Origin of the sequence: Streptomyces sp. NPDC018000, assembly GCF_044328025.1 — a bacterium.
Lineage (GTDB): Bacteria > Actinomycetota > Actinomycetes > Streptomycetales > Streptomycetaceae > Streptomyces.
The window spans coordinates 602,640-628,329 of sequence record NZ_JBIRGM010000002.1 but is presented as its reverse complement, the minus strand read 5'-3'; the positions used below and the strand labels follow the sequence as shown (position 1 = coordinate 628,329).

Here is a 25,690-nt window from a genome sequence, read left to right as displayed (position 1 = left end):
ACGACCCTAACGGCCGTGAGACGCCGATGGGGCGTGCCGGTCGAGGGCGCTCTCCAACGAGGGGAGGAAACTGCGGACGTACGGGTTCCGTTGCCGGCGGCGGAGGTCCTCCACGAGCTGCCTGAGCAGCCCAGCGCTCCTGGGCGAGCGGACGGCGTCGAGTCGATCCGCCGCGATCTGCCCGACCTCACATGCGGTCTCCAGCTCACCGTGGGCGCTGTGCCCGAGGGCCAGCCACGCACCTTCGAACATGGCCCTGCGCTGGCTCGGGTCGCCGCGCGGAACCTCGTACGCCCCCGATCGCAGCAGCTGCGTTCCTTCATCGAGGAAGCGTCGGCCCTTCGCGGTGTTCCCCGCCTTCTGCTGGACGCGCCCCATTTTTACAAGGGAGTACCCAGCCTGGCAGTCCAGGTGGTTGTCGGTGAGGAAGTACATCCAGCGCGGCTCGTCGGCCCCATCGTCGCGGCTCGCGATCAGGTCCCGTGCTGTACCTCGCGTGTGGGCGAAGTCGTTGTCGCGGCCTGCTGTGGCGTACGCGTAGGCAACCCGGGACAGCACAGAGGCCCGGACGGCGGCCGGGGCCGCGTCGCTGGCCCGTCGGGCTGCCTCGCCGAGGGCGATGGCGTCGGCGGGGTGTCCACGGCTGGCTGCCTGGAACGAGAGGTCTCCCAGGATGTGCGCGCAGAGAGGCAGGTCGTTGACCTGGTGGGCAGCCCGTAGGGCTGTGGCGAAATAACGCTGGGCCAAGCCGTGATCGGCCGCGTCGAAGGCCATCCAGCCAGCAAGCTGCCCGATCTCTGCGAGGGCGCGGATCAGCCGGGTGGTGACGGAGGGGGAGTGCCCGCCCTCGTGAATCAACAGGCCCACGGCCCGGAACTGGGCTCCCACGTACGGAAGATGGCGTGCGCCGCCGTGCTCGTCGTCGAGCATCTGGAGCATGGGCAAGTGCTGCTCGACCTGATCGATCAGCGGGTCGCCTCCGACGACCTCCGTCAGCCTGGGCGTGTACTGCCCGCGTCCCGCGGTGCCGTCGAGATATTGGGCGACGACCGAGATCAGACCTGCCCCGGAGATCGCCAGGAAGCGTCGGCGGTCGACGAGTCCTCCCATGACCCAGTCCTCCACAATCGCCTCCAGCCCCTGCACGGTCCAGGGCCGCGCAAGATCCGTATCCGCCGGAATGAGAGCCGAGGAGTCACCGGCGCGCCCCTGCCACAGCTCGGCCACCGAAAGCGTTCGGCCCAGCTCCTGTGACAGTACATAGGCAGCCATGACAGGCAGCGGTGTGCGTGGCAGAGATCCGGCGTCTCGCCAGTGATACGGGGCCGATTCCGCGACAGTCCCTGTGCCGAAGACCCTGTTGAGCTTTCGCGCGAGCGCCTTGGGGCTCCACCCGAGTTCGTCCAAGCATCTCGCCAGTACAGCATTGGGCTCGCTGACCTGCATTGCCACGTCCGACCGCCTCACGCCCCAGTGGTTCGTCAGTCCCCCTTGCGCTCCCCATGGTGATACCTGAGGGCGACTGATTCACCTGCATCACACGGTAGTTGACCGAGTTGACCGACTCATCGGGTCCTGCCCAGCTTCCTTCTCCGATGTTCTTGGTTCCCGGCAGAAGACAGCTCTTCAGCCGCCGACGGAGAAGGGATCGGGTCTTGAAACACCAGGCAAGCACCTCCCAAGACCGCCCGGGCAGTGTGCTGGAGCGCGGCAACAGCCGCATCAGACCGGAGCCCACGCACCCACGGTCGAACCGTGACATCACGGCCACGCTGATCACCGACCTGCCCTTCGGCCCGAGAGCTGCTGAAGTCGCCCGCGAAGCCATCGCTGTCGCGCTCCATGGGGAAGCGGCGACCGAACTGCTCGACGACGCCCGCCTCGTCGGATCGGAGCTCGCGACCAACGCGTTCACCTCAGGCACCCCTCCCCTGGTCCTCTGCGTCGATCACCAGAGGCCGAGCGCCGGCCGGTTGGAGGTGGAGATCACCGTCACAGACGGCGGCTGTTCGCTCCCCGTAACCCCTCCCCCACCGGAGCCTCCAGACGAAGCCGAGTCGGGACGAGGGCTGGTCATCGTTGAGGCACTGGCCGACTCCTGGTCCCTGACGACCAGCGTCCACGGAAGCCGCGCCTGGTGCCGGCTGAGTCGCTCCGTCGGCAAGCACTGACCCCACGTTCCCTGACATTCCTCGCCCGAGGTATCTCGTCTCGAAGGAGGCACCCCACGGTGCGACTCAAGCACCCGATCACGCCTACGGCCCCTACCGAGGTTCCAAGCACCCCGAACGCCCCCTGGGAGCCACGCATCATCGTCGCGCTCCACGAGGGCTTCTACGGGACCAGTTCGGGCACCGGCTTCAGCAACCGAGCGTTCCTCACCGCGCTCGCCCGTCTGCTGCCACCCGGCCGACTGGCAGTGATCGCGACGCGAGTCCCCCAGACCTCGGGTGCCCACGACGCGCAGTGGGCCGCCGAAGTCCGGCAGATGCTCGGTCGGGCAGGGGCCGAAATCATCACGGTCCCCGACGGCCATGAGCTCACAGAATCGGTCCACGGCTGTGAGCGGCTGTGCGACCTCGTCGCGGAAGGTGCCGTGCGCGTAGCCGGCCGCGCAGGGCGTTCCCTGCTGGTCGGGCTCGACGTGCCGTTCCTCGGGCTTGCCCCATACACGCCCCCAACCATGGAGCTGCTTCTTGTCCCGCGCTCGACCGCGGCGCTGACCAAGCGCGACGACCGGGTACGCGTGAGCTGGGAGCGGTCCGGTTTGCGAGCCGCAGCCGCGCGGGGAGGCCGAGTCGGCGCGATCTCCACCCACATGCGAGAGCACCTCGTCGTGGGCTGCGCGGTCCCCGCTTCGAGCGTGATCAGCATCCCGAACGGGCTGATCCTGGAGGAGACCGGCACACCCGCCGCCGCGCTCCCTCTACCCGTCAATGCCCGGGGAGGGTTTCTCCTGGCCCTGGGACGTGCCGACCCCACCAAGGGCTTCGAAGATCTACTGGAGGCGCTACGCATCCTGAAGACGCGAGGCGTCCGACTTCCCCACCTGCTGTTGGTCGCCGCGACGGCCGACGAAGCCGAGCGTCCCATCCCGTACCAGGAACGGCTGACCGCCACCATCCAGGCTTACAGGCTGGACGCGACGCTGATCACCCGCTTCAGCCCGGCGATCCGCAGCTGGCTGCACAGCCCGGCGCTGCGAGCAGTTGTCGTGCCCTCCCGGGAGGAACCCTTCGGCCGGATACCGCTGGAAGCGTTCGCGGCGGGTGCGGGCCCGGTCGTGGCGACGACCGCGGGCGGGCTGGCCCAGACCGTCATCGAGGGCGAGACCGGCTTCACCGCGGCTCCGGCCCACCCGGCATCCCTGGCCGTCGCCATCCACCGGGCCCTGACGCTCCTGCCCCGAGAACGCGCCCGGCTCAGGAGCTCCGCGACCGCGCTTCTTCGCTCACGGCACGACTACGAGGTCAGCATCGCCTCTGCTCTCGGCCGCGTCGCTCCTTGGGCCCTGGCCTCCTCGTCCGCGACGGGAGATGCGACACGATGAGCCGCCCCGTCGTACTGATCAGCCTTGAGTCCCCCCATGCTTTCTGGCGGTTGTCGACCGAGCACGAGCGATCCCTGCGTACTGCCTTCCCGGACGTCGAGTTCCGTACCGCGACGGCCGAGGACCTGCAAGGTCAGCTCCGCTACTCGGAGGTGTTCTTCGGGTGGCGGTTCGATCCGACGTGGCTGTCCGGCGCACCGCATCTGAGGTGGATCGCCTCACCGGCCGCAGGCACCGATCATCTTCCGGTGGCCGAGGCGCACGCTGCCGGGGTTGCCCTGACCCGCTCGTACGGCTTCCACGGCCGCCCCATGGCCGAGCACGCCATGGGACTCGTCCTCGGCTTCTCCCGCGGCCTGTTTCTGAGCCAGCGCTTCCAGCGGAACCGAAGCTGGTGGAAGGACGATCTGGCCGAGGAGTTCTTCGACCTGGCCGGTGCGACGATGACCATCGTCGGCTGCGGCAGCATCGGCGGACACCTCGCCCGTACCGCCCGCGCTCTCGCCATGGACGTGATCGGCGTTCGTCGCACCCCACCCTCCGTGCCGGGTGACGGCATCACGTGGTTCCACGCGTCCGCGGTCGCCCAGGCGGTCGCAGTGGCCGATGTCGTGGTCAACCTGCTGCCTGCCACGCGGTCCACACACCGCTTCTTCGACCAAGGCTTGTTCTCGGCGTGCAAACGCGGCGCGGTCTTCCTCAACCTCGGCCGGGCGTCAACTGTCGACCAGCAGGCCCTGCTCACCGCGCTCGACTCCCGGCACCTGCGCGGCGCCGCCCTGGACGTGACCGACCCAAGACCGCTGTCCGCACGCGACCCGCTGCGGCTCCACCCTCGCGTCGTGCTGACGCCCAAGAGTGCGACGTTCTGCCACACGTACATGGACGAGGCGGTCGCGTTCTTCGCCGACAACCTGCACCGCTATCTCACCGACCGGCCTCTGAACGGACTGGCCGACGTTTCCCCTGCCCTCTCTCCCCTCGCAGGAGGCTGACCGATGCTCGACATCCGGCACCACGACCTCGCCGCCGCCTTCGCCAACGTCGGCCGCAACCACCCATACCTGGCCTTCACCCTGAACTCCTTGTGCAACCTGGACTGCGTCTTCTGCAAGCCACGCTGCATGCCGGACTACGGACACAAGGACCGGCCACTGACCGCCTCCGACTATGCCGCCATCGCATCGGAAGCCGGCTCCTGGCAGGTGAGGAAAGCCCACTGCTCCGGCGGGGAGCCGACCCTGCGGGCGGACATCGTCGACGTGATCGGTGGCCTTTCTGACGGCCTCGGGCCCGGGGCCGCGATCGGCATGACCAGTCACGGCAACCTGCGACGCGGGCTGAGCGTCGAGCAGCTCCAGCGCGCCGGTCTCACCTACCTCAACGTCAGCCTCCACAGCCTTGATCCGGAGCGGTCCGGCACGATCATGGGCGGCGGCGACCCGCGTACGACCCGGGAAACCATCGACACCGCCCTTGCCTTGGGCCTGCGAGTGAAGGTCAACTGCGTCCTTCAGCGCACCTACCTGGAAGACGGGTTCACCGTCGCCGAGTTGGCACGTGACCTCCCCATCGCCGTCCGTCTGATCGAGCTGCAGAACATCGGCCCCGCGCAAGCTCTGTTCGATACCGAGTTCATCAGCGAGGCCGAGGTCCGCGCCCGTCTCCATGACTGGTTCACAGACGCGGGAGAGGTCTCTCGAGACCAGCTCGGAGTCCGAAGCCCCGGCCAGTACCTGCGCCCCGACGGCTGGGCCGGATCGATCGGCTTCATCTCCAACTCCAGCTGTGCCACCTGCTCGGACGCCAACCGAATCAAGATCACCCCTACGGGCGTGGCCAGGCCCTGCATCCTCCACAACCGCGACATCCCCCTGAAGGCCCACCTGGCCAACGGCACACTCGCCGATGCCTTCGCCCATCTCTTCCAGGCCATGCTCGAACGCAACACGAACGATGCCTGGCAGGGCTTCCACTACGTCGATTACGACCTGCGCTGGGATCGCATGGAGCGCCCCGAAGGCGCCCCGGTACTCCCTCTGCTGCCCGTCATCAACACCGGCACGGCCCAACCGTCATGCGCCCGTCGTGATGCCGGAGAGCGGTGATGGCTACGTCCGCGACCGAGACACTGCCGCTGTACGCGGCGCTCGGAACCCTCTACGGAAACGAGCTGGAAGCACAGGGTGTGGGGGCGGCGACGCTCACGCACAAGTGGCAGCCAGCCGACCTGCTCGCACCCCACTCCGACCTCGACGTACGCGTCCTGCTCCGTGACGCCCCACCGGACTGGTGGGAATGGAACCACCGTCTGGCCGCCGCGCACCGGAACGTCGTCAGCGGCGAGATCTCCCACCGGCGTCTCCTTGAGCATCCGCCAGGGTTCGCGTTCACCCTCGCCGAGGCGGACGGCGGGCTCATCGCGGCCCCTGAACTCGCCACCTGGAGCCCGATCGGCACCAGTACACGAGGGTTCCAGCGCTGGAAGTCGCACGCGCAGATGGCTCCCTGGACCTGGCTCGACGAGCGGTTCTACCGCGGCATCCTCCAGGCCCGGCTCGGGGGCCGGTACCAACTGGCAGCAGACAGCACGGACAACGTAGTCGAGGATGTCGCCGCGTACCAGCGTCACTGCGTCGCCTGGCACTACCTCGCTCCGTGCTGGTTCGCCGCCGCCGCGCTGGCGACCCGGACCCGCTGCCCCGGCAAAACAGCCGCCCTCACCCAGTGGCGTCCCGACGGGCTGGAAGGGTATGCCGAGCTGTTCCTGCGCCACACAGTCCCCTCCGCCGACGCACCCGTACGCAGCGCACGGCATCTACTCCGAGCCGCTCATGCCGCTCTCGAAGCAGTCATGCGCCGCGTTCCCCATGGAGACACACCCGTCGACGCCGACGAGGACTCCTCACGCATCGCCTGGGTGATGACCGCCGGCATGCTCCGCGTACGAATCGCCCGCTGGCTGTACTACCTGGATCCGCCGCCCGGTGTCGCGACCGAGTACTTGATCGCACGCGAGGCGAAGGAGCTGCGCGCCGCCGCCAAAACCCTGCGTACTCTCGCCGCCGACGAGGCGGACCCCGCCCGGGGGCTGGCCGGCCGGATGGCCACCCTGATCCCGACCGGACCCACCACCGCCGACACCCTGCGCGAGTCGCTCGCGCTCTGGGGCCAGGAGCGATCCGTGGTGCAGGACTTCCTCACACTCCCGCCGACACGACACCTCTGACGCAAGGAGCCAGCGCCATGTCCCTGCGAGACCTTCGACCCCGATCCCTCAAGACAGCCAAGGTCAAGATCACGACGAAGTGCAATCGCTCCTGCGACTTCTGCATCTTCGCCGACGGCGCCCAGGGCGAGAACATCTCCCTGGAGTTGTTCTCCACCATCCTGACCCGTCTGGAGAGCATTCCGTTCCAGCAGCTTCACATCAACGGCGGCGAGCCCACCGTCCACCGGGACTTCCCTGCGCTCAGCGACGAGGCGCGCACTCGCCTGCCCGACACGGTCATGGTCCTGGGCACCAACGCGATCACCCTCGCCCGCAACCAGCGGATCATGGACGCCACGCTTCGGTCGTACGATCAGGTCCTCATCGGTTGCGACGACGAGCACGAGAACTACGACGAAGTACACGCCGTCGTCCCCCGCCTCCGCGCGGCCGGGAAGACCGTGGTCGTCAACAGCGTCCTGGAGGGAATCAGCTCCACCCACCTCATGGAGATCGCGAAGCTGTGCGCGGAGCACGGAGCGATCCACGTCACCAACCACGTTCACCACGTCGATGTCGGACAGCCGGTCAACGAGCTGGGCGGAATCTGCGACCGCTACCTCGACCAGCACCTGATGATCGAGATGGACGGGTCCTGCTACCGCTGCTTCAACGCCATGGCCAAGGACGACAGCGAATTCAGCGTCTGGGACGAGGACTTCACGGCCAAGGTGTTCGCGCCTCGAAGCCACCACTTCCGGTTCTGCCTGCGCTGCCACGAGTACACCGACTCCGGATCGCCGGTCCTGCCCGCCCTCGCCGTCTGAACACAGCCTGGAGGTCTCTGTCATGCCCGCAGTCCTCGGACTGAACTTCCACCACGACACATCCGCCGCGTTAGTCGTCGACGGCCGCCTCTACGCGGCCGAAGAGGAACGCTGGAGCGGAATCAAACACCACCGGTACGCCAGGAAGGGTGTACTCACCGCTCCCACCCGCTCCCTCCAGTGGTGCCTGGAGGCCGCCGGGATCGAACCGCAGGACGTGGACACGGTGTGGGCGGCATCCATGCGCCCCAACCCTGCCGCCGGCTGGTGGCTGGCGGAGGAACGCGACGAACTCGCCGCTCTGCTTCCCGCCCCGCTCGGCGAGCACCTACGGCTGCTGTCCCACCACACCGCGCACGTCCTCTCCGGCTACCTGCTCTCCGGGCACGACCACGCGGCCGGACTCGTCATTGACGCCGGCGGCTCGTCCCTCGGCGCCGACTTCGGGCCCGGCCGCGAGCGCATCACCGGCTACGACCTGCGGCCCGACCGCATCGACCGCGTGCACCAGGGCATGCCCGTCGTCGTTCCCGGCCCGGTCGGGCCGCGACGCGTCCACTCCTCGCTCGGCCACTTCTACCGCAACCTCGCCCGCCGGGTCGTCCCACCAGGAGACGAGCCAGAAGGCAGCATGATGGCGTTGGCCGCCTTCGGAGACCCTCACCGCTTCGGTCCGCAGCTCCGCGAGCTGCTCCGACTCGGCGACGAGGGCGAGATCCGCGTCGCCCACCCCATGGGCTCAGCCGACGGCGATACGCCGCTCCTGATCGGAGGGCGGTCCTGGACCGCCCGCAACGCCGCGGAGCAGCCCGAGACGGAACGCGCGGACCTGGCGGCCGCCGTCCAAGAGATCTTCTCCGAAGCAGTCGTCCACGTCGCCCGTCACGTTCAACGGATCACCGACGCAAGCACTTTGGTGTTCTCCGGTGGATGCGCGCTGAACTCCCACCTCAACGGCCGCCTGGCCGACGAGAGCGGGTTCGCCAACCTCTTCATAGCCCCCGCGCCCCACGACGCGGGCACCGCCGTCGGCGCGGCACTGTACGGCTGGCATTACCAACTCGGGCAGGAGCGACTCCCCGTGCCGACCGACGCGGCCTGGGGCCCGTACCCGGGCGCCGTGCCGGAAACGGCCGTACCGCCCGGGTACCGCGCGCTCAATGGGTTCGGTGAAACGCTCGCCCCGACGGTGGCCGCTCTCCTCGCCGAGAACCATCTGGTCGGCTGGGTGCGGGGACCGCTCGAATTCGGCCCACGTGCCCTCGGGCATCGTTCGATCCTCGCCCACCCGGGGAATGCCAGCACCCGCGACCGACTCAATACGACCAAGAGGCGGGCCGCGTACCGCCCGTTCGCACCCGCGGTCCTCGCCGAACACTCCGCGGAGTGGTTCGAGACGGCGGGCGACCCGTTCATGAACCGCGTCGCCCGCGTACGGCAGAACCGCGCCGGGCACATCGCCGCGGTGACCCACCACGACGGCACAGCCCGCGTCCAGACCGTCGGCGCCGATCACCAGGGCCTGCGCGAGCTGCTGGAACAGTTCCACCACCGCACCGGCCTGCCGCTCCTGCTCAACACGTCCTTCAACCGGAAAGGCGCCCCCATCCTGCGGACCGCCGCACAGGCGGTGCTCGCCACAGCCGACCTCGGGCTCGACGCACTCGCCGTCGGCGACACGCTGCTCCTCGCCGATCACGTACCTGATCCCCACGAGCCGGCCCGAACGGGTCTGCGGTCGCGGTGAGACGAATGGCCATCATCGACCTGGACCACATCCTGACCACGCTCGGCGCCCCCGCGTGGGAAGCGCGTAGCCAGTCCCGCGCCCGCGTGGCCGCCAGCATCGCCCTCTCCGTCTACGCCGGCCACACCCGCGACCAGGGAACGCCCTACCTACTCCACCCGCTCGCCGTGGTCGATGTCCTTCGGAGCGAGCTCGGCGTGACGCTTCCCGAAACCCTCGTCCTCGGTCTCCTGCACGACGCCCTGGAAGTAGACGCGGGTTCGGAAGCGCTCCTCGTCCACCAGCTGGGCGGGACCTTCACGACCCGCCTGCGAGCGATGACGGCCGACCACCGCCTCGAAGGGCGGCCCAAGGACGCCGGAGACGAGGCCCGTTGGCGTGCCAAGCAGGCAGCGTTGCCGTCCGAGGAACTCCTCGTCCGGCTCGCTGACCGAATCCACAACCTGCGCGACCTCAGCGCCTCGCCGAACCTCGACCGTCAGGGGAAGTACCTCCGTAGCCTGGCCGACTTCTACCTCCCGCTCGCCGAGGCCGCCCGGCCCCTCAGCCCCCACCTGGAAGCCGCATACGCACTGCTCCACACCGAGTACATCCGCCATCAACAGGAGGTACGCCCGTGAAACAGATCGTGCACTCGCTGGAACCGGTCGGCCGCACGGGAGGACGGGTCTACCTGCGAATGCTCCACGAAGCGACGGCCGAGCACGTCGAGTGGCACACGGTGCCGGATCACAAGCGAACCTACCGCGTCCGGCGCTGGCGCAAGCTACGCCACCTCGCACGCCTGGCTCCGACCGTCCGCGCCCTGGACGGAGCGGTCGGCACCTTCGTCTGGGACGACCTGAGTCTGCTGCTCTTCACGCCGGAGATGCGGGCCCGCACCGTGTTCCTCCTCCACCACTATGAGCCGCTGCAACACGACTCCGCGCCCTTCGAGGCGATGCTGTGGGAGAAGCTGTTCCGCGTTCTCCCTCAATGCGCGGCCGTCGTGTGCGTGGCACCGTACTGGGCCGACTTCCTCCGGTCCAGAGGCGTGCGCAACGTACGGGTCATCTACAACGCCTTCGACCTGACTGAGGTCGAGCGAGCACGGCGCATCGACCGGACGACGTGCCGCGCGGAGTTCGGCCTTGATCCGGACACGATCGCCGTCTACACGGGCAAGGCCGTCCACTGGAAGGGCACGGGCCAGGTCGCCGGCGCCCTGGCCGACGCGTACAGGATGCGAGTGATCACGAGCGGCAGCAACACGATCGGATTCGACGGCGCCCACTACGACGTGCCGCGCGACCAGTACCTCAGGCTCCTGCGTGCTTGCGACGTCGGTGTCTTCGCCCCTCGGATGAGGGAGGGCTGGAGCCGCTGCGCGGCCGAGGCCCTCCTCCTGGGACTGCCGTGTCTGATCCGCCCTCTGGCGGGGCTCGGCGATCTCGCCACCCTGACCAGCCAGCCGGCTCCCGACCTCGGTCGCCTCCAGGAGCAGGTCCGGGAACGCGCCGCAACCCCCCAGGCCGAGTCCAAGAGCGCTTACGACGCCCTGGCCCGGTTCGACCTGGGGTACTTCGGAAGTGCCTGGGGCGACCTGCTCGCGCAGGTCGCCTGACCAGGGTCTACGCCTGAGCCACGAGCTTCTTCGACGCCGCGTCCAGACGAGCCAGAACCTTGTCCCTGCCGAGCACCTCCATGGACTCGAACAACGGCAGGCCGATCGTCCGCCCAGTGACCGCGACCCTGATGGGCGCCTGGGCCTTCCCCAGTTTCAGGCCGTGCTGCTCGCCGACGGCGAGCAGCACGGCCTTGAGGTCGTCCGCCCGCCACTCCGCGACGCTGTCCAGCTCGGCACGGGCGTCACGCAGTACATCGGCTGCGCCCGCCTTCATCGCCTTGTTCCACGACGCCTCGTCCTCGACCGGCTCGTCGAGGAACAGGAAGTCCACGTAGCTCGTGATCTCCGACAGCAGCGCCAGCCGCGTCTGGGCCAGCGGCGCCACGGTCTCGAAGACGGCCTGGTCGAACGCCTCCGGCCGCCACGGCGCGTACGGGGCCACCAGCCAGGGCGCGCACGCCGCGGCGAACTGCTCCGGCGCCAGGTCGCGGATGTACTCACCGTTGAACGCCGTCAGCTTCTTTACATCGAAGAAGGCCGGCGACGTGCCGACGTCCTCGATCCGGAAGCGCTGCTCCAGCTCCTCGTACGGCAGGATCTCCTGGTCATCGCCGGGCCCCCAGCCAAGCAGCATGAGGTAGTTCACCATCGCCTCGGGCAGGAAGCCCTCGGCGAGATAGTCCTCAAGCGCGACCTTGTCCCGCCGCTTCGAGAGCTTCTGCCGCTTCTCGTTCACGATCACGGGCAGATGCGCCCACACCGGCGGCTTCGCACCGAGCGCCTCCCACAGCAACTGCTGCTTCGGCGTATTCGACAGGTGCTCATCACCGCGGATGACCTGCGTAATGCCCTCGTCCAGGTCATCAACCACGTTGGCGATCAGGAAGACCGGGGACCCGTCGCCACGGGCGATCACGAAGTCCTCGATCGCGCTGTTCGGGAACGCCGGCTCCCCACGGATCAGGTCGACCACGACAGTCTCGCCCTCGTCCGGCGTCCGGAACCGCAGCGCCCGGCCCTCCTCGAAGGCCAGCCCCCGCTCCCGGCAGAACCCGTCGTACCCGAGGTGATCCGACCCGGTGCGCTCCTTCAGCTGCTCCCGAGTGCAGTCGCAGTAGTACGCCCGGCCGGCCGCGAAGAGCTGCTGGGCCGCTTCCCGGTGCCGGTCAGCGTTGTGCGACTGGAAGTACGGCCCCTCGAAGGCCGCGTCCTCGCCGTGGATGCCGATCGCCGCGAGCGCGTTGATGATCCCGTCGATCCACTCCGGCTTGTTCCGGGCCGCGTCGGTGTCCTCGACCCGCAGGACGAAAGTGCCGCCGGACTGTCGCGCCACCACCCAGTTGTAGAGAGCGGACCGTGCACCACCGACATGGAACATGCCGGTCGGGGACGGGGCGAAACGAACGCGAACCGGGGCAGTAGACATGCGCTCCAGAGTACCGATGCCCGACACCCGCCCCGGACCACTCCGCCTATCCGCGCACGGTCGTTTTCCGGCCGTCCTCGCCTCTACTCGCACGTCTCTTTCCACCGCTCTCGGTGTCGCCGATCCCCTTGTCCGAGGCCGTTCACCGCGCCGAGCGACAGCAGCGAGGCCCCGTTGTTCCACAGCCCGAGGTGATCGCGATGGACGGCGAGGATGCCGTTCTCCGTGGCGGACTTCTCAGCAGGGCCGCTGAAGTACGTGGTGGCCACGAAGATCGCCACGTCAGCCTTGAAGTGCACCATCGCTCCGAGTGGGTCCCGCACCTCCCGGCTGGGGATCTTGCTCTTGGGCGTGTACCGCTTGCATTGGATCACCATGCTCCGCCCATCCGGATGGACCCCCAAGACGTCAGCCCCGTTGTCGTGAGAGCCGCCGCCCTTTCGAACGTCCGTGCTCCCATCTCGCCGGCACAGGTCCACGACGAAATCCTCGAACTCCGTCCCCGTCATCGCGTCGACCTCGGCTGGCGTCCGATGCCCAGCCTTCACGGCCTCGTCCTGTTGCCATCGCCGATCACCTCCCTTGATCAGCCGATCCGTCCGCCACAGCCACCACCCGCCGACAGCAACGCCACCCAGCACGAGTACGCCCACGACGTACGGCCAGACGCCGCCCAGAACACCATCAGCGGGACGACAACCACGCCACCGCCGATAGCGCCAGTCATGAGCCGTTACTCCCGGCGTTTCCGCGCCGCCGATCCTCGCCCGCTTCGCGCCGACGCCATGATCCTCCTCAGTCCAGAGCAGCGGCATCCGGAACTCCGATGGATGTCCGTAAGGGCGCGGATCAGCCATTGGCTAATACGAGGAGGCGACAAACAGCGGCAGGATCAGCACGAGAGACGCTTCAAAGGCCGCCCGTCACCAGACTCGACGCCTAGGAGCGGCAGCCGCGCGTCGACGTGCTCCTGGTCAGCTCCTGCACCAAGCGGAGTGGATCTCGAGCTGGCGTCGCGGGTGGCCTGGATCACCGCGCCTCCGGCGGCGCGGTGTCGTGCGCAGCACCGAGGTCGGACGAAGAACGGCACCAAAAAAAGAACTCACCAGTGGCCAGCAACTTTCTTCCGTTTTAGCGTTTAATGCACCACTCAAAATAGGGGTGATGTCAGTGCCGTAGGGAAGAATCATCTGCGGGGAGGAAAACTCATGACTGACGAGCGAGATGCCTCTGACCAGCGCATACCGGCTCCGGGCGGCTGTCGTTGGTGTGGGGTTGAGGCGCGGGAACACGCACAGCGTTGGAAGTCCCCGGTGGGTTGGCACAAGTGGGAGCCTCCAACGCTGGAGCAACGCAAGGAGCGCATGCTTGCGCGGCGGCGTCGCAAGATCGGTGACGCCAAGACAGTGCTGCGCGCCGTTAGCCTGCGGCCAGCTTTCTGAGCTCGCCAAAAATCTCCCGTAGCTGCGCCGGGACCTGATCCGGGCTGGTGAGTGTACTCACCAGCCCGAACATCATGTCGGGCTTGCCGCTGGGGCCGTTTGGACTTCCCTCTCGAAGCATGTTCAGCACTTCCTTGCTGAACTTCTTGCCGGGGCGCTGAACAGCGAAGTCGCTTGCTGTCCACGGCTCATCTTTCGGCCAGAGCTCGTTGGCAGCTGCGGCCCACAGACCGTCGGTGAACAGCTCTTCCAGTTCGTTGAAGGCATCTGGTTCACCCACAAAGCGGACTACGTCATCGACGGCGCTGCCGAAGAACTGCTGGAGACGGGCCTCCTTGAAGAGCCCCTTGGGCAGGGCGCGGCTGTCGGCATCCACCATGAGCATCACAGATCGGCCGTGTACGACCAGGTAGTGGGCCAGATGCAGCGCCCCCTCGTTGTTGAAACACGCCCACAGGGCGATGCCAGCCGACTGGAGGGGCAGCTCTTCCGACAACCGGAACAACGTGGGGATCACTCGTTGTTCCGTCTCGCCCTCGACAGCCAGGAAACAACGCTCATGCAAAAGTACCGAGTTGCGCAGCCCCACCGCCGCGGCGATACGGCCCAGGTGACCGTCAATCTCATCGTGGGTGTCAGCCCCCAAACGCTCCATCAATGTCCGCCCATCTTCCAGCCGCAGATGTACGACATCGGCGATGTCGACGCCGTCGATGAGGTTCATGGAGTGAGTGGCAACGATCACGTTCACGTGGGGCAGCGCACTCTGGTCACGAATGAGCTGCATGATCTTGCGCTGGTGACCATAGTCGAGATGGGTGTCCGGCTCGTCGTAGATCACAATCGTCTGCACCGGCGGTGGGGCATCCTCGGTAGCACCAGGCTCGGTAGCACCGAACTCCTCATCGGTGAGGAGCTGGCTGGTCCACTCCCAGATCGCGAGGGAGATCCGGCGCCCGCTACCCAGGCCGGAGCGGTCCAGGCCAACTGCTTCACCCTTCGTACGAGCAATGCGCAGCGGCGTGCCCCGAAGGCCGTGGGAAAAGGAAACCTCGGGCTCGACGTACACCTCGGTCAGGTCGTCGCAGCGGCTCTGAATGTGCTCACACAGAGACTTGGCGTCACTCTGGAGGCGCTCCTTGATCCCGTCCTCGATCGACTGCAGACGCCCCTGAAGCGTGGGGTCTGCCATGTGGGCCTGAAAGCGCCCCATCAGCGCCGTCTTGACGGCACCGTCAGGGTCGGTCGACTTCCCGTCGAACGGCATGAGCCGAGGCAGCCTGCGCTCCATGCCCTTCGGAGCAGGCGCCCAGTCCGACGTGGAGGCATGCGTCAGGCCGTACTTACGCAACGCCGGCTCAATGTCGCCGCGCTTGATAGACGACATCTCGGGAAGAAGCTCCTTGGCCAGTGCTCTGACCTCAGCCACGGACAGCTGGGAAGGTTCACGCAGTCGCTCGTCGTCCGCAAGCGGCGCCCAGCATTCCAGCACAGGAGCCTCGTCAGCTGCGGCACGTCGCCGTACACGCAACTCCTGGGGGAGCCCGAACTCCTCCTGCTCCCAAGGATCAAGAGTGAACTGCCCCTCCACCCACGTGGTCTCACACCGTGAGAGAGGTACAGAGCCGTCGACGTCAGCGGATGGCGCGATCTCATACGTTCTGTCATCCTCGGTCAACTGGTCATTACCCACGAGGAACGCCAGCGCGGCGAGCACTGCACTCTTACCGCCGTCGTTCTGGCCGGCGAGGATGGTCGGCGTGCTGACCGGGATGTCGCGGACGTCCTTGAGGGACCGGAATCCACACACGTTAAAGCTGTGCATGTGCACCGTTCTCAGCCGCTCCGTTCCCTTGCGCCGAGGGCAGCTAGAGCTGCCTTAGCGTTTCACTAAAGCCATTGACCCGGGGAGCAGTCATCCCAGACGCATCATCTTATGTCCTGCGGCAACGCCTGGTTGATGTCGGGAGCGGAAGTGACCGAATCAGACCGATCCGCTCCGGGAGCAGCCCCTCTCGCGGAGTAGTGATCTCAACCCTGGGGCAGCGCCAGCCGATTGGCGCCGCCCCGGCACCTAGCTTGTACAGACCGGTGGGCTGGTCTCACACCTCGATCACGGGCGCGACTCCGAGATGAGCTATCCCCGGATCGGATGAGATCAGAGGCGGGGCGTGACCACGTCGATGCCCTATTCGGCCGCTGTCCACAGGGGCCTGTGATCAGGGCGCTGCCCTGAGATCTCTCGCCAGCCCCCCGATGCCGACAATCGCCTTGCTCTTAGCCGATCACCGACGCTCAGGGGAGCAAGGACGCAACGCTGTTCCACCGGACCAGGTGGTTACGGTGGAACAGCACAATCGCGTCCCACCGTCGCGAACCGTTCGGCCGGACCGGCGCGATACGTAGCGACCACTAAAGATCGCCACGTCAACCTTGAAGTACCCCTTCGGCCGAGCAGGTCACGGACCTCACGGATCTTGTTTTTGGGCAGTCAGTGCTCACGGGGTGTCGAGATCCAGGTAGCGATCGGTGGCAGGGTGGGGCCACGTCAGCTTGTCGTAGTCGCTCACTTGCCGCGCAATGTGAGCTTCCACCTCCCCGACCAGCTCCTGGACGTCGTGGACAACGCCACCGTGAGTGCGCCGACGCCCGTCATGCACTGTGTCCCACTTGCTCTTCTTGCTCTGGCGAGTCGTCGCCCCCTGCTCTTTACTGCCGAAGCCCTTGAGCTTGCTATTCCAGACCGGCGTGTACCCGACTCTCAGCGCGTTTTCTCCCAGGTCGGCGTGTACATCGGGCAGCAGGAGGGCCCGGAACCGGAACTCGGCGATCGGCAGGCCGCCTTCCATGATCGACAGACGGTGTTGCTTGAGCCTGCTGTGGAGGGGGTACCGTTCCCGAACCCTCTCACCAGTAGCGCTGTTACTGGAAAGGGCCTGCCCCGCGTAGACGGGGATTTGAAGGCTGGCGAGCGGGAGGTACAGGTCTACGCTCGCACCGCGGTAGTACAGGGCGTAGAGCCCGGAGCCCTCGAACCTCGGGATCTCGTGCGTCATGGAGACCAGGGGCTGCCGCTCGAAGGTCTCACAGATGGTGTTCGCGATCTGCTCTGTCGACAGAGGGTCAAACGACGCGGGGGTGTACTTGGCGGGCATGGCTTCCTGATCGGTGATCGACCCGTGCGGGGAGGTTGGGGCGGGCTATGTTCGGCTTCTGCGTTTCCTGGTCACTCGCCGACGTCGAAGAGATCGTCCTGGGTGATCTCCTCGGGCGATGCCTCAGGCTCGGTCTCGACCACTCTCCCAGACCGGTAATACCGCCAGGCGCTCTTGTACTCGTTCGAGGAGTCCGCGTACATGATCACGTACCCCATGAGGGCGGCGATCTGCCACGCCTCTGGAAGCGTCTCGGATACCAAGTGGAACGCCTTGTCGGCGGACAAACCAGCCTGCGGCACGGTCAAGAAGGTCGCCTTCGAGCGCGGCGGCTCGGCGTACCGGAAGTTGTAGGGCAGTCCGTTCTTGAGCGCCTTGAGGAAGGCGCTCAGCGCGATCTGTCCGGGCTCCAGGCCCTCGACGGGACGGTCCAGATCGATCGGGTAGACGACGTCGAAGTGGTTCTTCTTAAGGACCGTGCTGTCACGCTGACGCCCCGGGTCCTTATTGCCGAACCCGTTGTTGTTCCACGGTATGCCGCCCACTGCCTTGTGGTGGCTTATGAGCAGCCGCTCGGGCGCCAGGGCTGAAAAGTCCTCATCGACGTACAAGCAGGAGAACATAACGTCGCGGAGGTCGATGTTGCGCCGGCCCGAGAGCTTCTGTAGATGGTTTGCCAGTCGACCGGGCAGGGACTCATCAGCCTTGCCCACGTAGACGAAGTGACCGTGAAGGTAGAGCTGGTAGACGCCGGGCCGCTCATCGAGACTGGCGAGGTACGGCTCGGCGAGCGGAGCGCGACCGAGGTGTGTCAGCGCCTGGGCTAGTTGATCACCAAGGGCCCTGGTGATGCTCAGCCGGAAGTCGTCGTGGTAGGTGCCACGACCATCTGACTTGGCCGCCTGTGTCATCCCCTTGGGCTCCGTTCTGCCGCGTTGATCACTACGGACCCTATGGTCTTGCTCACTTATAGGCGACCCGTTCGAGTGAAAACTCGCCATGATCGCAAACTCCGCGGTATGGTTTCCCCATGGTTGACCTGCCTGAAGAAGCAAAGAAGCCGCGCACCAGCGTTGAACTGTTCGCGGGTGGTGGCGGCCTTGCCATGGCAGTCCATCAAGCGGGCTTCCGCCCGCTCCTGTTCAACGAGTTCAACAATCGGGCCTGCGAGACGCTCATCGCTAGCGCGCGGAAGACCCTCGGCACCGACGGCTTGGTGCGCGTCGAAGGGAAGAACCCCAAGCCGCCGCAGCCGGGGCAGCCAGCCCCCCTCTACCCGGGAGATGTGCGCGACCTGGACCTGAGCGCCCTCCAAGGGGAGGTCGACGTCCTTGCCGGAGGCCCTCCGTGTCAGCCGTTCAGTGCCGGCGGGGCCGCCAAGGGGGACGAGGACAAGCGCAATATGTTCCCGGCCATGTTCAAGGCCGTGCGAGAGATGCGCCCGAAGGCCGTTATCTGCGAAAACGTCCGCGGGCTGCTGCGGCCGTCATTCGCCGAGTACTTCCAATACATCCAGAATGAGCTGTGCCTTCCGTTTGAGAAGCGCGTCGACGAGGTCAAGTGGCAGGACCACAACGCCCACCTGACGCGCATTATCGACAAACTGTCCGATGACGACAATGACCCGGATCACTACAAAGTCGTGATGGTGCGGGTCAACGCCGCCAACTATGGAGTTCCACAGGTACGCAACCGCGTCGTGATCGTGGCCTTCCGAGCTGACCTCGGTGTGGACGTCGACGCCTTCGAAAAGTACGTCAATACGGAGAGGTTCTCCGAGGCTGCTCTCCACCGATCTATGCGCGATGAGGATGGGCCTTACTGGAGGCGCCACCCTGAAGTTGATGAATACGTTCGCGACCAAGTGCGAGCGCGCCTTCCCAAGGTGATTAAGGAAGACGACTTCCTACCGTGGCGCACATTGCGTGACGCCATTCAGGGCTACGGCACTGACGTGAAACTCCCTGCGCTGCCTACTGTCGACCTGGCACGGCTCCACGAGAAATACGACTTTGGCCGGGAGATCGATGTCGTCGGTCACATCGGATGGCCTGGAGCCCGCATCTACAAGGGGCACACTCCAAACGAACTCGACCGTCCCGCGAAGACGGTCAAGGCTGGCGTTCACGGAGTGCCTGGAGGCGAGTCCGTGATGCTGCTGGACAAGCGGGTCCGCGACGCTTCGTCGCCCGAAGGCTGGACCTACTCGCACCGATACATGACCGTGCGCGAAACCGCCCGGGTAATGACGTTCCCTGATGAATGGCATGGCTCGGGCCCCCGCGGCGAGCAGATGCGCCAGCTGGGCAACGCCGTGCCAGTCGTCCTGGGCGAGTTCTTCGCCAAGGCCGTCGCCGACGCCCTTGCCGCAGCGGGACACTAGAACCATGCCGCAGACAGGTACGGGGGGCCGCTGGAGGGACAGACTGCCTCCTGAGCGCGCGTACAAGCGTCGAGCTGGCGCGGCCGCGCCAGCGGTTGAGCAAGACCGCGCCGCCGGCGGTCGCAATCAGCGCAATGTCGACCTGGGGGACGGGCGTCTCGCCCGAGCCTCGATCACTCTCCGCTTGTACCGGAGCACACGGCGCATTCGCGCTTATCTGCGCTGGTCGCAGGACGGCAGGACAGAGGAGAGATACGTCTGCGAGGTCGAGTCCGACTCGCGTAAGCAGAATCTCGTTGAGGCATGGCGACAAGCGCGAGCGAAGGGGTTCCTGGCGAAAGATGCATTGCCGCCCGAGTCGACCGCGTCGTCGCTCGGTGTGCGGGCCTCGATGCGCGGCAACCGCAGCAGGGATACCAAACCGGAACTACTGCTTCGCGGCCTGCTCCATCGCCGCGGCATGCGCTACCGGGTCGACACCCAGCCAATCGCTGACGTCCGACGCAAAGCCGACCTCGTCTTCCCCCGCGACCGCATCGCGGTATTCGTGGACGGCTGCTTCTGGCATGGATGCCCGGATCACTACCGGCCCGCAACGAAGAACGCGGACTTCTGGCGGGAGAAGATCAACGGCAACAGGGCGAGGGACGCTGAGACGAACGAGAGGTTGACGGCGGCTGGCTGGACAATCATCCGCGTATGGGAGCACGACGATCCTGCCCAGGCAGCGAATCAAATCGAGAACGCTGTTCGGCGAAAGCGCGACTCGGCACACCTCGATCGTGCTAAAGCCGACGCCCATTGAGCGAGTCGCTGACAGCGTCATCCAGACGGCGCAGGACGATCCTGCCGTCCCCGTCGCTGTGAGCCAGCACTGTCTCACCAGGGTTAATCTCAGCCTCGACCAAGATACTCATGGGCAGGGCCACCATGCCGTCATCGCCGACGGTGACTTCGGATGGGCTTTGAATCATCGCTCCAGCTTTCCCTGCATGGGGAGGGGTGGGATCGGGCGCAAGGGAGCGTGGCGGTGGGTAGGGCAGCCTTCCTGACGAGGGCGTGAGGCGCCTGCAGGGGCCGAGGCGTAGGCGCGAGGCTGATGGAGGAGCGACCACTGTTGGCGGTGTCGATCCCGTCACCGTTCCCGGGGAGAGCCTCAATGCGCGGCAACCGCGGCAAGGGTACGGGCCGGGGCCTGTCTACAGGCAGGGTCTGCGCTGTGGCGTCCCCGTGCGGCGGACAGCCGACCTCATCTCCAGGAAGGGTCCACGTCGCGGTCCTAGCGACCGACCAATACCGGCTTGGCTGCCCCGGAGCATCTGCGCCTGCGGCGATCAACAGCGCCTTCTGGCGGGACGAATCGGCTCCAACCCGACTTGGATGCCGAGACAGATCGGATCCTCACCGGGGAGGGGTGGGACGTTCTGCGATTCCTCGGGCCCTGATGCCGCCGCAGAACGCGTCGCAAACCTGGTGCGAGAAGGTACCGCGGTGGCGGCGGCCACCCGATTCTCTATCACCCACAACCGAATCATCCCAGTTCGCGGTGTTTCAACACCTTCATCCCCTCCGGCTGGCCACACGATTCGCCGGGGTTCGCAAATTTCGGACGGATTGTCAGAGGCACCTTCTACCCTCGGGATCGAATGCTCGACTCATGAGACTCGGGCGGCTTCGCTGTGCCCACGCACGGAGAGGCCGCCGTGAAGCGTCCCGATCCATCAGGAGGGTTCCGCCGGAGTGAAGATCACCCCTTCCGCCCGCGTGCTGAGCATGCTAGGCGAGATCGATTTCGACGAGTGGCAGTGCGTGGCCGAACTCGTCGACAACTCCTTCGACAACTTCCTCGACATCCTCCGCTCGGAGATGGAGTGGCCAGCGGACGACTTCACGGTCGTCGTGACCCTGCCGTCGTCCCCGAAGGGAATCCTGGAGGTTCGAGACACCGGGCAGGGCATGTCGTACGACCGTCTCGCGCGCTCGGTGCGGGCCGGCTGGTCCGGGAACGACATGCACGACAAGCTCGGCCTGTTCGGCATGGGCTTCAACATCTCGACCGCGCGCCTCGGTAGACGCACCCGCGTACTGACGACCCGCGTCGGCGACACGGAATGGATCGGCGTCGAGATCGACCTCGATCAGATCAAGGACGACTTCGAGGCGAAGGACATCACCGAGCCGAAGAACGACCCGTCCCAGCACGGCACGAGGATCATCGTCGACCGCCTGCAGCCGGCGCGTGCCGAGTGGCTGCGTCGCAACGGCGCCTCGCTCCGCAACATCCTGGGGTCTGTGTACTCGTGGATCCTCGCCGAGCATCCTTTCGACCTCTACGTCGGCGGAACCCGGGTCAAGCCGGTCCGCCACTGCCGTTGGGACGACGACCGTTACGTGCTCTACAACGGCAAGGAGCGGATCCCCGCGTACATCCCGATCGATGAGAAGCTCCAGGACGGGATCGCCTGCAGGGACTGCGGGGAGTGGCAGATTGGCTCGGGTGAGATCTGCTCGGTCTGCGGCAGCGGCAACCTGACCGTGCGCGAGCGCCGGATCCACGGCTGGCTCGGCGTCCAGCGCTACCTCGACAAGACCGAGTACGGGATCGACTTCCTGCGCAATGGCCGGAAGATCCTGCGTTGGGACAAGCAACTTTTCACCTGGAACAACCCCGACGGGCGTGAGGGAAACGAGGAGCCCGAGTACCCGGTCGAGCTCGCCCACCAGGGCGGCCGCCTCATCGGCGAGGTTCACCTCGATCACGTCCCCGTCACCTACCAGAAGGACGCCTTCGAGTACGGGGACCGTAGCTGGCTCACCGCCGTGGAGCTGCTGCGTGGTGTGGCGCCGCTCCAGCCCAAGCGCGCCCAGGGGCTCAAGTACCCGGAGAACGAGAGCCCACTCGCCCTGCTGTTCAAGGGCTTCCGCCGCAATGACGCGGGTCTGCGCTGTCTCGTCCCCGGTGACGGTCAGAAGCCGGTCCACGCTGCTACTCGGGACTGGGGTCGGAAGTTCCAGGCCGGCGACCTGGAGTTCCAGACGGACGAGCACTGGTGGCAGGCGGTCTTGCGGCACGAGGAGATCAAGAAGCAGGGCAAGGAGGCCAAGACGGCGGCCAGTGTGCCAGCGCAGCCCGACGAGCAGGCTGTCCTGGACGCCCTCGGCCTGCCCATCAACATCCCCGCCTCCGGAAGCGCCCAGCCCGAGACCGAGACTGTCTCCACCGTCCCCGCCCCGCCCGTGGTGGTTAAGGAAAGGACGGAGACCCGTGGTGAGCGCCTGGCCCGGTACGAGAGCGTGGCGTCGCCACACACCTACCTGACTCGATCGTTCGGGCACCCCGAGCTCGGTTACGTGAAGGTGCGGACCCTGCTGCTGAAGCCGGGCGAACGGCTTCTCGACGACAACGGGCTGCACGCGCCGGTCCTCCTCGATCAGCGGTCCGGCAACGAGCTCACCGCCCTCGTCGACGCCGAGCACGCCGCGTTTCGGCGTTTTGGCGCGGACTACGCCGATCTCCTGCTGGTCGAACTGGCTGCCGTCCTGAAGGTGCGGGCGCGTTCTGATTGGAGCCCGTCCCAGCTCGTCGCCGCGATCCGTGCCGAGTCGCTGCAGGACAGCGCGCTCGACGGCACCACCGTCGGCGCGGAGGCCCGCGACCTCCTCGCGGAGATCCGCGAGCGTGTGGCCGAGACCCTCAACCGGAGTGGCGACTGCACGACCGCTTACGGTCACCTCTCCAAGGAGGAGGAGACCGCGACGGAAGAGGCGATGATCGCCGCAGGACGTGTCGGCCTCGTCAGCCGTCTCGGCCTGGACTCCGGGTTCGTCCACCACGTTCCCGCGCTGGCTCTGGTCCGGCTCGTCGAGGCGATGCCGGCCTCATTCATGGATGGCGCCGTCTTCCGTGGCCTGTACGCCAGGGTGTCCTCGCCGTCCGGGAAGGCCCTGAGCCTGGCCCGGGTCACGGGCTGCCTCGCGGACGTCGCGACGCTCGGCACCTTCGCAGGCGAGGCCACCGCGCCGCAGCTGCGGCGCGCCCGCCTGAGCATCGCCCTCCTGCGCGACGAACTGGCGGGCGAGGAGTGACCGCCGCGTTCCTGACGGCCGCCGAACTCCGCGACGGCGGCCCGGAGGGACTGACCAAGGCGCTCGAACGGACCCTGTGGCACCTGGGATTCCAGGACGTCCGTGTCATCGACGGCGCCCACGACAACGGCGCCGACCTGCTCGCGGTCCGCGACCGCGAGCAGTGGGTTTTCCAGAGCAAGTGGAAAGCGCACGGCCCGGCGGACCACGCGGGCGTAGACGACCTCGAGCGCGCCCGCACCCACTACCGCGCCGACAAGGCCGTCTTGGTCACCAACACGGACATCACCGCGCCGGCCGAGGCGCGGCGCCGGGCGCTGGCGGGGATCGGCGTCGACATCACCCTGTGGCACGGGGCCACTCTGGATGCCATCGGTCAGAGGATGCCCGACCGTGTGCCGGCCCCCTATGCCCTGCGGCCGTACCAGGAGCGGGCCGTGGCCGCGATCGAGCGGGACCTCGACGCCGAAGGGACTGCGCTGCTGGTCCTGGCGACGGGACTAGGCAAGACGGTCGTAGGCGGCGAGGTCATCGGTAACCTCCTCGCTTCGCGACCAGACTCGCGTGTCCTGGTTGTCGCGCACATGCGCGACCTGGTCGGTCAGCTGGAGAAGGCGCTGTGGCGGCACATCCCGAAGAGCGTGCCCACCCGTCTTCTCACTGGCGAGAACAAGTCCAGTGCTCTCGACGGCGTCGTCGTCGCGACTGTTGAGTCGGCGCTGTCCGCCGCGCGCGCGGGGTACGAACCCGACCTCATCATGATCGACGAGACCCATCACGTGGCCGAGACCGGCCGGTTTGCGGAGCTCCTCGATCTGTGCGGGACTGCGGGGCGATTCGGAGTCACCGCCACCCCTTGGCGTGGTGACAAGTTCGACATCACCGCCCGGTTCGGCCGCCCCAGCTTCAAGATGGGTATCGCTGAGGGGATGGCGGCGGGCTATCTGTCGGCCGTCGACTACAAGTTGTACGCGGACGGTGTCGACTGGGACGCAGTCCAGGACATCAGCCGTCACGGCTACTCGATCAAGGACCTCAACCGGCGCCTGTTCCTCCCCCAGCGGGACGAGGAGATCGTTGAGCACCTGCGGGTGGCGTGGCGGGAGACCGTCGAGCCCCGCGCCATCGTGTTCTGTCAGACAATCGAGCACGCCGAGCATATGGCGGGTCTCCTCGCCGTGTCGGATCCGGCGTGGGGCAATGCCTCCCACCTGCACAGTGGTCTGCCGAAGCGTCACCGGGACGTCCTGCTCAATGAGTTCCGTCTCGGACGAGTCCCAGTGATCACCTGCGTGGACGTGTTCAACGAAGGCGTCGACGTGCCCGACGTGAACCTGATCGCCTTCCTCCGCGTCACACACAGCCGGAGGATCTTCGTCCAGCAGCTTGGCCGCGGGCTGCGACTGAGCCCCGGCAAGAAGGCTCTGAAGGTCCTCGACTTCGTCACCGATATCCGCCGTGCCGCGGCGGTGCTGAACCTGCGCCGGACGCTGGAGGCCGAGGAGACCGAACACCTCGAACTCCCGCACGTCTCCCGGATCGAGTTCCAGGACGAGACGGTCGGTTCCCTGATGGACATGTGGATCCAAGACGCTGCCGACCTCGAGACCGCGGCGGACGAAGTCCGCCTCCAATTCCCCCTGCCGAAAGGAATCCTGTGACCGACTACAAGATCCCGACCGCCGTCGAGAAGGCCGTGGTGACGCGGATCTACGCCCAGGCCGACGAGGCCCACTGGCCGCACCTCCAGGATGCGGACCGCACCCGCCTGTACCGGGAGTGGACGGAGGACCCGGAGATCGGTGGCCGCCTCCTCGACTTCGTGGGGCAGCGGGCCAACATCCGCCCCTGGCTGAAGGACTGCCCCATGAAGGAGTACGAGCGGGCACGGCGTGGCGAGGGTAAGTACGCCAAGTACGTGACGCGGCCCGCGGCGACGCTCGAGCAGATGGTCGCGGCGACGTTCGGCCCCGGCTGGGAGGTTATCCCGGAGACCACTCAGCAAAAGCCGATGCGTGCGCGAATTCGCGAGGTCGGGACGGAGGACGAGGAGCAGCACTTCGTGGCCGGCACAACGGCGAATCTCAAGCACCTCGTGTGGCCGGCCATCCTCGACCGATCCACCGGGGAGACCTGGCCCTGGACGATCTGCGTCGTCGATCCGTTCCGCGCCCCCGTGTCACCCGAGAAGAAGGAGGAACACCGACGCATGGCCGAGTTCCTCGGCGTACAGGTCGTCTATTTCAACGAGATGTAG

20 protein-coding genes are annotated in these 25,690 nt (G+C 66.8%); 14 read left to right on the top strand and 6 right to left on the bottom strand.

What is annotated here, in order from left to right:
* Positions 1-6 precede the first annotated feature (6 nt).
* On the bottom strand, positions 7-1,452 hold the full coding sequence (locus ACH4EW_RS07415; RefSeq protein WP_398252710.1) for a carph-isopro domain-containing protein: 1,446 nt from the start codon (positions 1,450-1,452) through the stop codon (positions 7-9).
* Positions 1,453-1,655: 203 nt separating this feature from the next.
* On the opposite strand from ACH4EW_RS07415, the gene ACH4EW_RS07410 reads away from it, so the two are divergent.
* Genes ACH4EW_RS07410 through ACH4EW_RS07370 form a run of 9 tightly spaced genes read left to right on the top strand, consistent with a single transcriptional unit; the run spans position 1,656 to position 10,938 of the window.
* The gene (locus ACH4EW_RS07410; RefSeq protein WP_398252707.1) at positions 1,656-2,171 is read left to right on the top strand and encodes an ATP-binding protein; all 516 of its coding nucleotides are present in this window, start codon (positions 1,656-1,658) and stop codon (positions 2,169-2,171) included.
* A gap of 59 nt (positions 2,172-2,230) precedes the next feature.
* Entirely contained in the window at positions 2,231-3,550 is a 1,320-nt protein-coding gene (locus ACH4EW_RS07405; RefSeq protein WP_398252705.1) for a glycosyltransferase family 4 protein, read from the top strand.
* Positions 3,547-4,545: a D-2-hydroxyacid dehydrogenase gene (locus tag ACH4EW_RS07400; RefSeq protein ID WP_398252702.1), complete on the top strand. Its 999-nt coding sequence runs from the start codon at positions 3,547-3,549 to the stop codon at positions 4,543-4,545. The genes ACH4EW_RS07405 and ACH4EW_RS07400 overlap by 4 nt, the downstream gene beginning before the upstream one ends.
* Positions 4,546-4,548: 3 nt before the next feature.
* Positions 4,549-5,658: a radical SAM protein gene (locus ACH4EW_RS07395; RefSeq protein ID WP_398252700.1), complete on the top strand. Its 1,110-nt coding sequence runs from the start codon at positions 4,549-4,551 to the stop codon at positions 5,656-5,658.
* Complete coding sequence (locus tag ACH4EW_RS07390) at positions 5,658-6,779, top strand: hypothetical protein (protein ID WP_398252697.1); 1,122 nt, start codon at positions 5,658-5,660, stop codon at positions 6,777-6,779. Before ACH4EW_RS07395 ends, ACH4EW_RS07390 begins: the two co-directional genes overlap by 1 nt.
* A 17-nt stretch (positions 6,780-6,796) precedes the next feature.
* Positions 6,797-7,588, top strand: coding sequence for a radical SAM protein (locus ACH4EW_RS07385; protein WP_398252696.1), 792 nt, complete (start codon positions 6,797-6,799; stop codon positions 7,586-7,588).
* A gap of 22 nt (positions 7,589-7,610) precedes the next feature.
* Positions 7,611-9,335, top strand: coding sequence for a carbamoyltransferase (locus ACH4EW_RS07380; protein ID WP_398252693.1), 1,725 nt, complete (start codon positions 7,611-7,613; stop codon positions 9,333-9,335).
* 5 nt (positions 9,336-9,340) lie between these two features.
* Positions 9,341-9,955 (top strand): HD domain-containing protein, encoded by a 615-nt coding sequence (locus ACH4EW_RS07375; RefSeq protein WP_398252690.1) that lies wholly within the window; start codon positions 9,341-9,343, stop codon positions 9,953-9,955.
* The gene (locus tag ACH4EW_RS07370) at positions 9,952-10,938 is read left to right on the top strand and encodes a glycosyltransferase (protein WP_398252687.1); all 987 of its coding nucleotides are present in this window, start codon (positions 9,952-9,954) and stop codon (positions 10,936-10,938) included. Before ACH4EW_RS07375 ends, ACH4EW_RS07370 begins: the two co-directional genes overlap by 4 nt.
* 7 nt (positions 10,939-10,945) lie before the next feature.
* Here ACH4EW_RS07370 and gltX read toward each other — a convergent pair whose 3' ends face one another.
* The 5 genes from gltX to ACH4EW_RS07345 all read right to left on the bottom strand — a co-directional run bounded on the left by gltX (position 10,946) and on the right by ACH4EW_RS07345 (position 17,875).
* A complete protein-coding gene (gene gltX, locus ACH4EW_RS07365) occupies positions 10,946-12,319 on the bottom strand; it encodes a glutamate--tRNA ligase (RefSeq protein WP_398253327.1) in 1,374 nt (457 codons plus the stop codon).
* Positions 12,320-12,450: 131 nt separating this feature from the next.
* On the bottom strand, positions 12,451-13,182 hold the full coding sequence (locus tag ACH4EW_RS07360) for a restriction endonuclease (RefSeq protein WP_398252684.1): 732 nt from the start codon (positions 13,180-13,182) through the stop codon (positions 12,451-12,453).
* Positions 13,183-13,786: 604 nt separating this feature from the next.
* Positions 13,787-15,640, bottom strand: a complete 1,854-nt coding sequence (locus tag ACH4EW_RS07355) for an ATP-dependent nuclease (protein ID WP_398252681.1) — start codon at positions 15,638-15,640, stop codon at positions 13,787-13,789.
* 667 nt (positions 15,641-16,307) lie between these two features.
* The gene (locus tag ACH4EW_RS07350; protein WP_398252678.1) at positions 16,308-16,964 is read right to left on the bottom strand and encodes an Eco29kI family restriction endonuclease; all 657 of its coding nucleotides are present in this window, start codon (positions 16,962-16,964) and stop codon (positions 16,308-16,310) included.
* Positions 16,965-17,035: 71 nt separating this feature from the next.
* A complete protein-coding gene (locus tag ACH4EW_RS07345) occupies positions 17,036-17,875 on the bottom strand; it encodes an Eco29kI family restriction endonuclease (RefSeq protein WP_398252675.1) in 840 nt (279 codons plus the stop codon).
* A 119-nt stretch (positions 17,876-17,994) separates the two neighbouring features.
* On the opposite strand from ACH4EW_RS07345, the gene ACH4EW_RS07340 reads away from it, so the two are divergent.
* The 5 genes from ACH4EW_RS07340 (at position 17,995) to ACH4EW_RS07320 (ending at position 25,690) form a co-directional block, all read left to right on the top strand.
* Positions 17,995-19,347, top strand: a complete 1,353-nt coding sequence (locus ACH4EW_RS07340; protein WP_398252672.1) for a DNA cytosine methyltransferase — start codon at positions 17,995-17,997, stop codon at positions 19,345-19,347.
* 4 nt (positions 19,348-19,351) lie between these two features.
* Positions 19,352-20,152 carry a very short patch repair endonuclease gene (locus ACH4EW_RS07335; RefSeq protein WP_398252669.1) on the top strand — a complete coding sequence of 267 codons (801 nt, stop codon included), beginning with the start codon at positions 19,352-19,354 and terminating at the stop codon, positions 20,150-20,152.
* Between the two features lie 935 nt (positions 20,153-21,087).
* A complete protein-coding gene (locus tag ACH4EW_RS07330) occupies positions 21,088-23,433 on the top strand; it encodes an ATP-binding protein (protein ID WP_398252666.1) in 2,346 nt (781 codons plus the stop codon).
* Complete coding sequence (locus ACH4EW_RS07325) at positions 23,430-25,094, top strand: DEAD/DEAH box helicase family protein (protein ID WP_398252663.1); 1,665 nt, start codon at positions 23,430-23,432, stop codon at positions 25,092-25,094. Before ACH4EW_RS07330 ends, ACH4EW_RS07325 begins: the two co-directional genes overlap by 4 nt.
* Complete coding sequence (locus tag ACH4EW_RS07320; protein ID WP_398252660.1) at positions 25,091-25,690, top strand: hypothetical protein; 600 nt, start codon at positions 25,091-25,093, stop codon at positions 25,688-25,690. Before ACH4EW_RS07325 ends, ACH4EW_RS07320 begins: the two co-directional genes overlap by 4 nt.

Coding starts and splice junctions, on each gene's coding strand:
- ACH4EW_RS07400 (WP_398252702.1), top strand. CDS start 3,547: ATGAGCCGCCCCGTCGTACTGATCAGCCTTGAGTCCCCCCATGCTTTC.
- ACH4EW_RS07395 (WP_398252700.1), top strand. CDS start 4,549: ATGCTCGACATCCGGCACCACGACCTCGCCGCCGCCTTCGCCAACGTC.
- ACH4EW_RS07390 (WP_398252697.1), top strand. CDS start 5,658: ATGGCTACGTCCGCGACCGAGACACTGCCGCTGTACGCGGCGCTCGGA.
- ACH4EW_RS07385 (WP_398252696.1), top strand. CDS start 6,797: ATGTCCCTGCGAGACCTTCGACCCCGATCCCTCAAGACAGCCAAGGTC.
- ACH4EW_RS07380 (WP_398252693.1), top strand. CDS start 7,611: ATGCCCGCAGTCCTCGGACTGAACTTCCACCACGACACATCCGCCGCG.
- ACH4EW_RS07375 (WP_398252690.1), top strand. CDS start 9,341: ATGGCCATCATCGACCTGGACCACATCCTGACCACGCTCGGCGCCCCC.
- gltX (WP_398253327.1), bottom strand. CDS start 12,319: ATGTTCCATGTCGGTGGTGCACGGTCCGCTCTCTACAACTGGGTGGTG.
- ACH4EW_RS07360 (WP_398252684.1), bottom strand. CDS start 13,182: ATGCCGCTGCTCTGGACTGAGGAGGATCATGGCGTCGGCGCGAAGCGG.
- ACH4EW_RS07350 (WP_398252678.1), bottom strand. CDS start 16,964: ATGCCCGCCAAGTACACCCCCGCGTCGTTTGACCCTCTGTCGACAGAG.
- ACH4EW_RS07345 (WP_398252675.1), bottom strand. CDS start 17,875: ATGACACAGGCGGCCAAGTCAGATGGTCGTGGCACCTACCACGACGAC.
- ACH4EW_RS07340 (WP_398252672.1), top strand. CDS start 17,995: ATGGTTGACCTGCCTGAAGAAGCAAAGAAGCCGCGCACCAGCGTTGAA.
- ACH4EW_RS07335 (WP_398252669.1), top strand. CDS start 19,352: ATGCCGCAGACAGGTACGGGGGGCCGCTGGAGGGACAGACTGCCTCCT.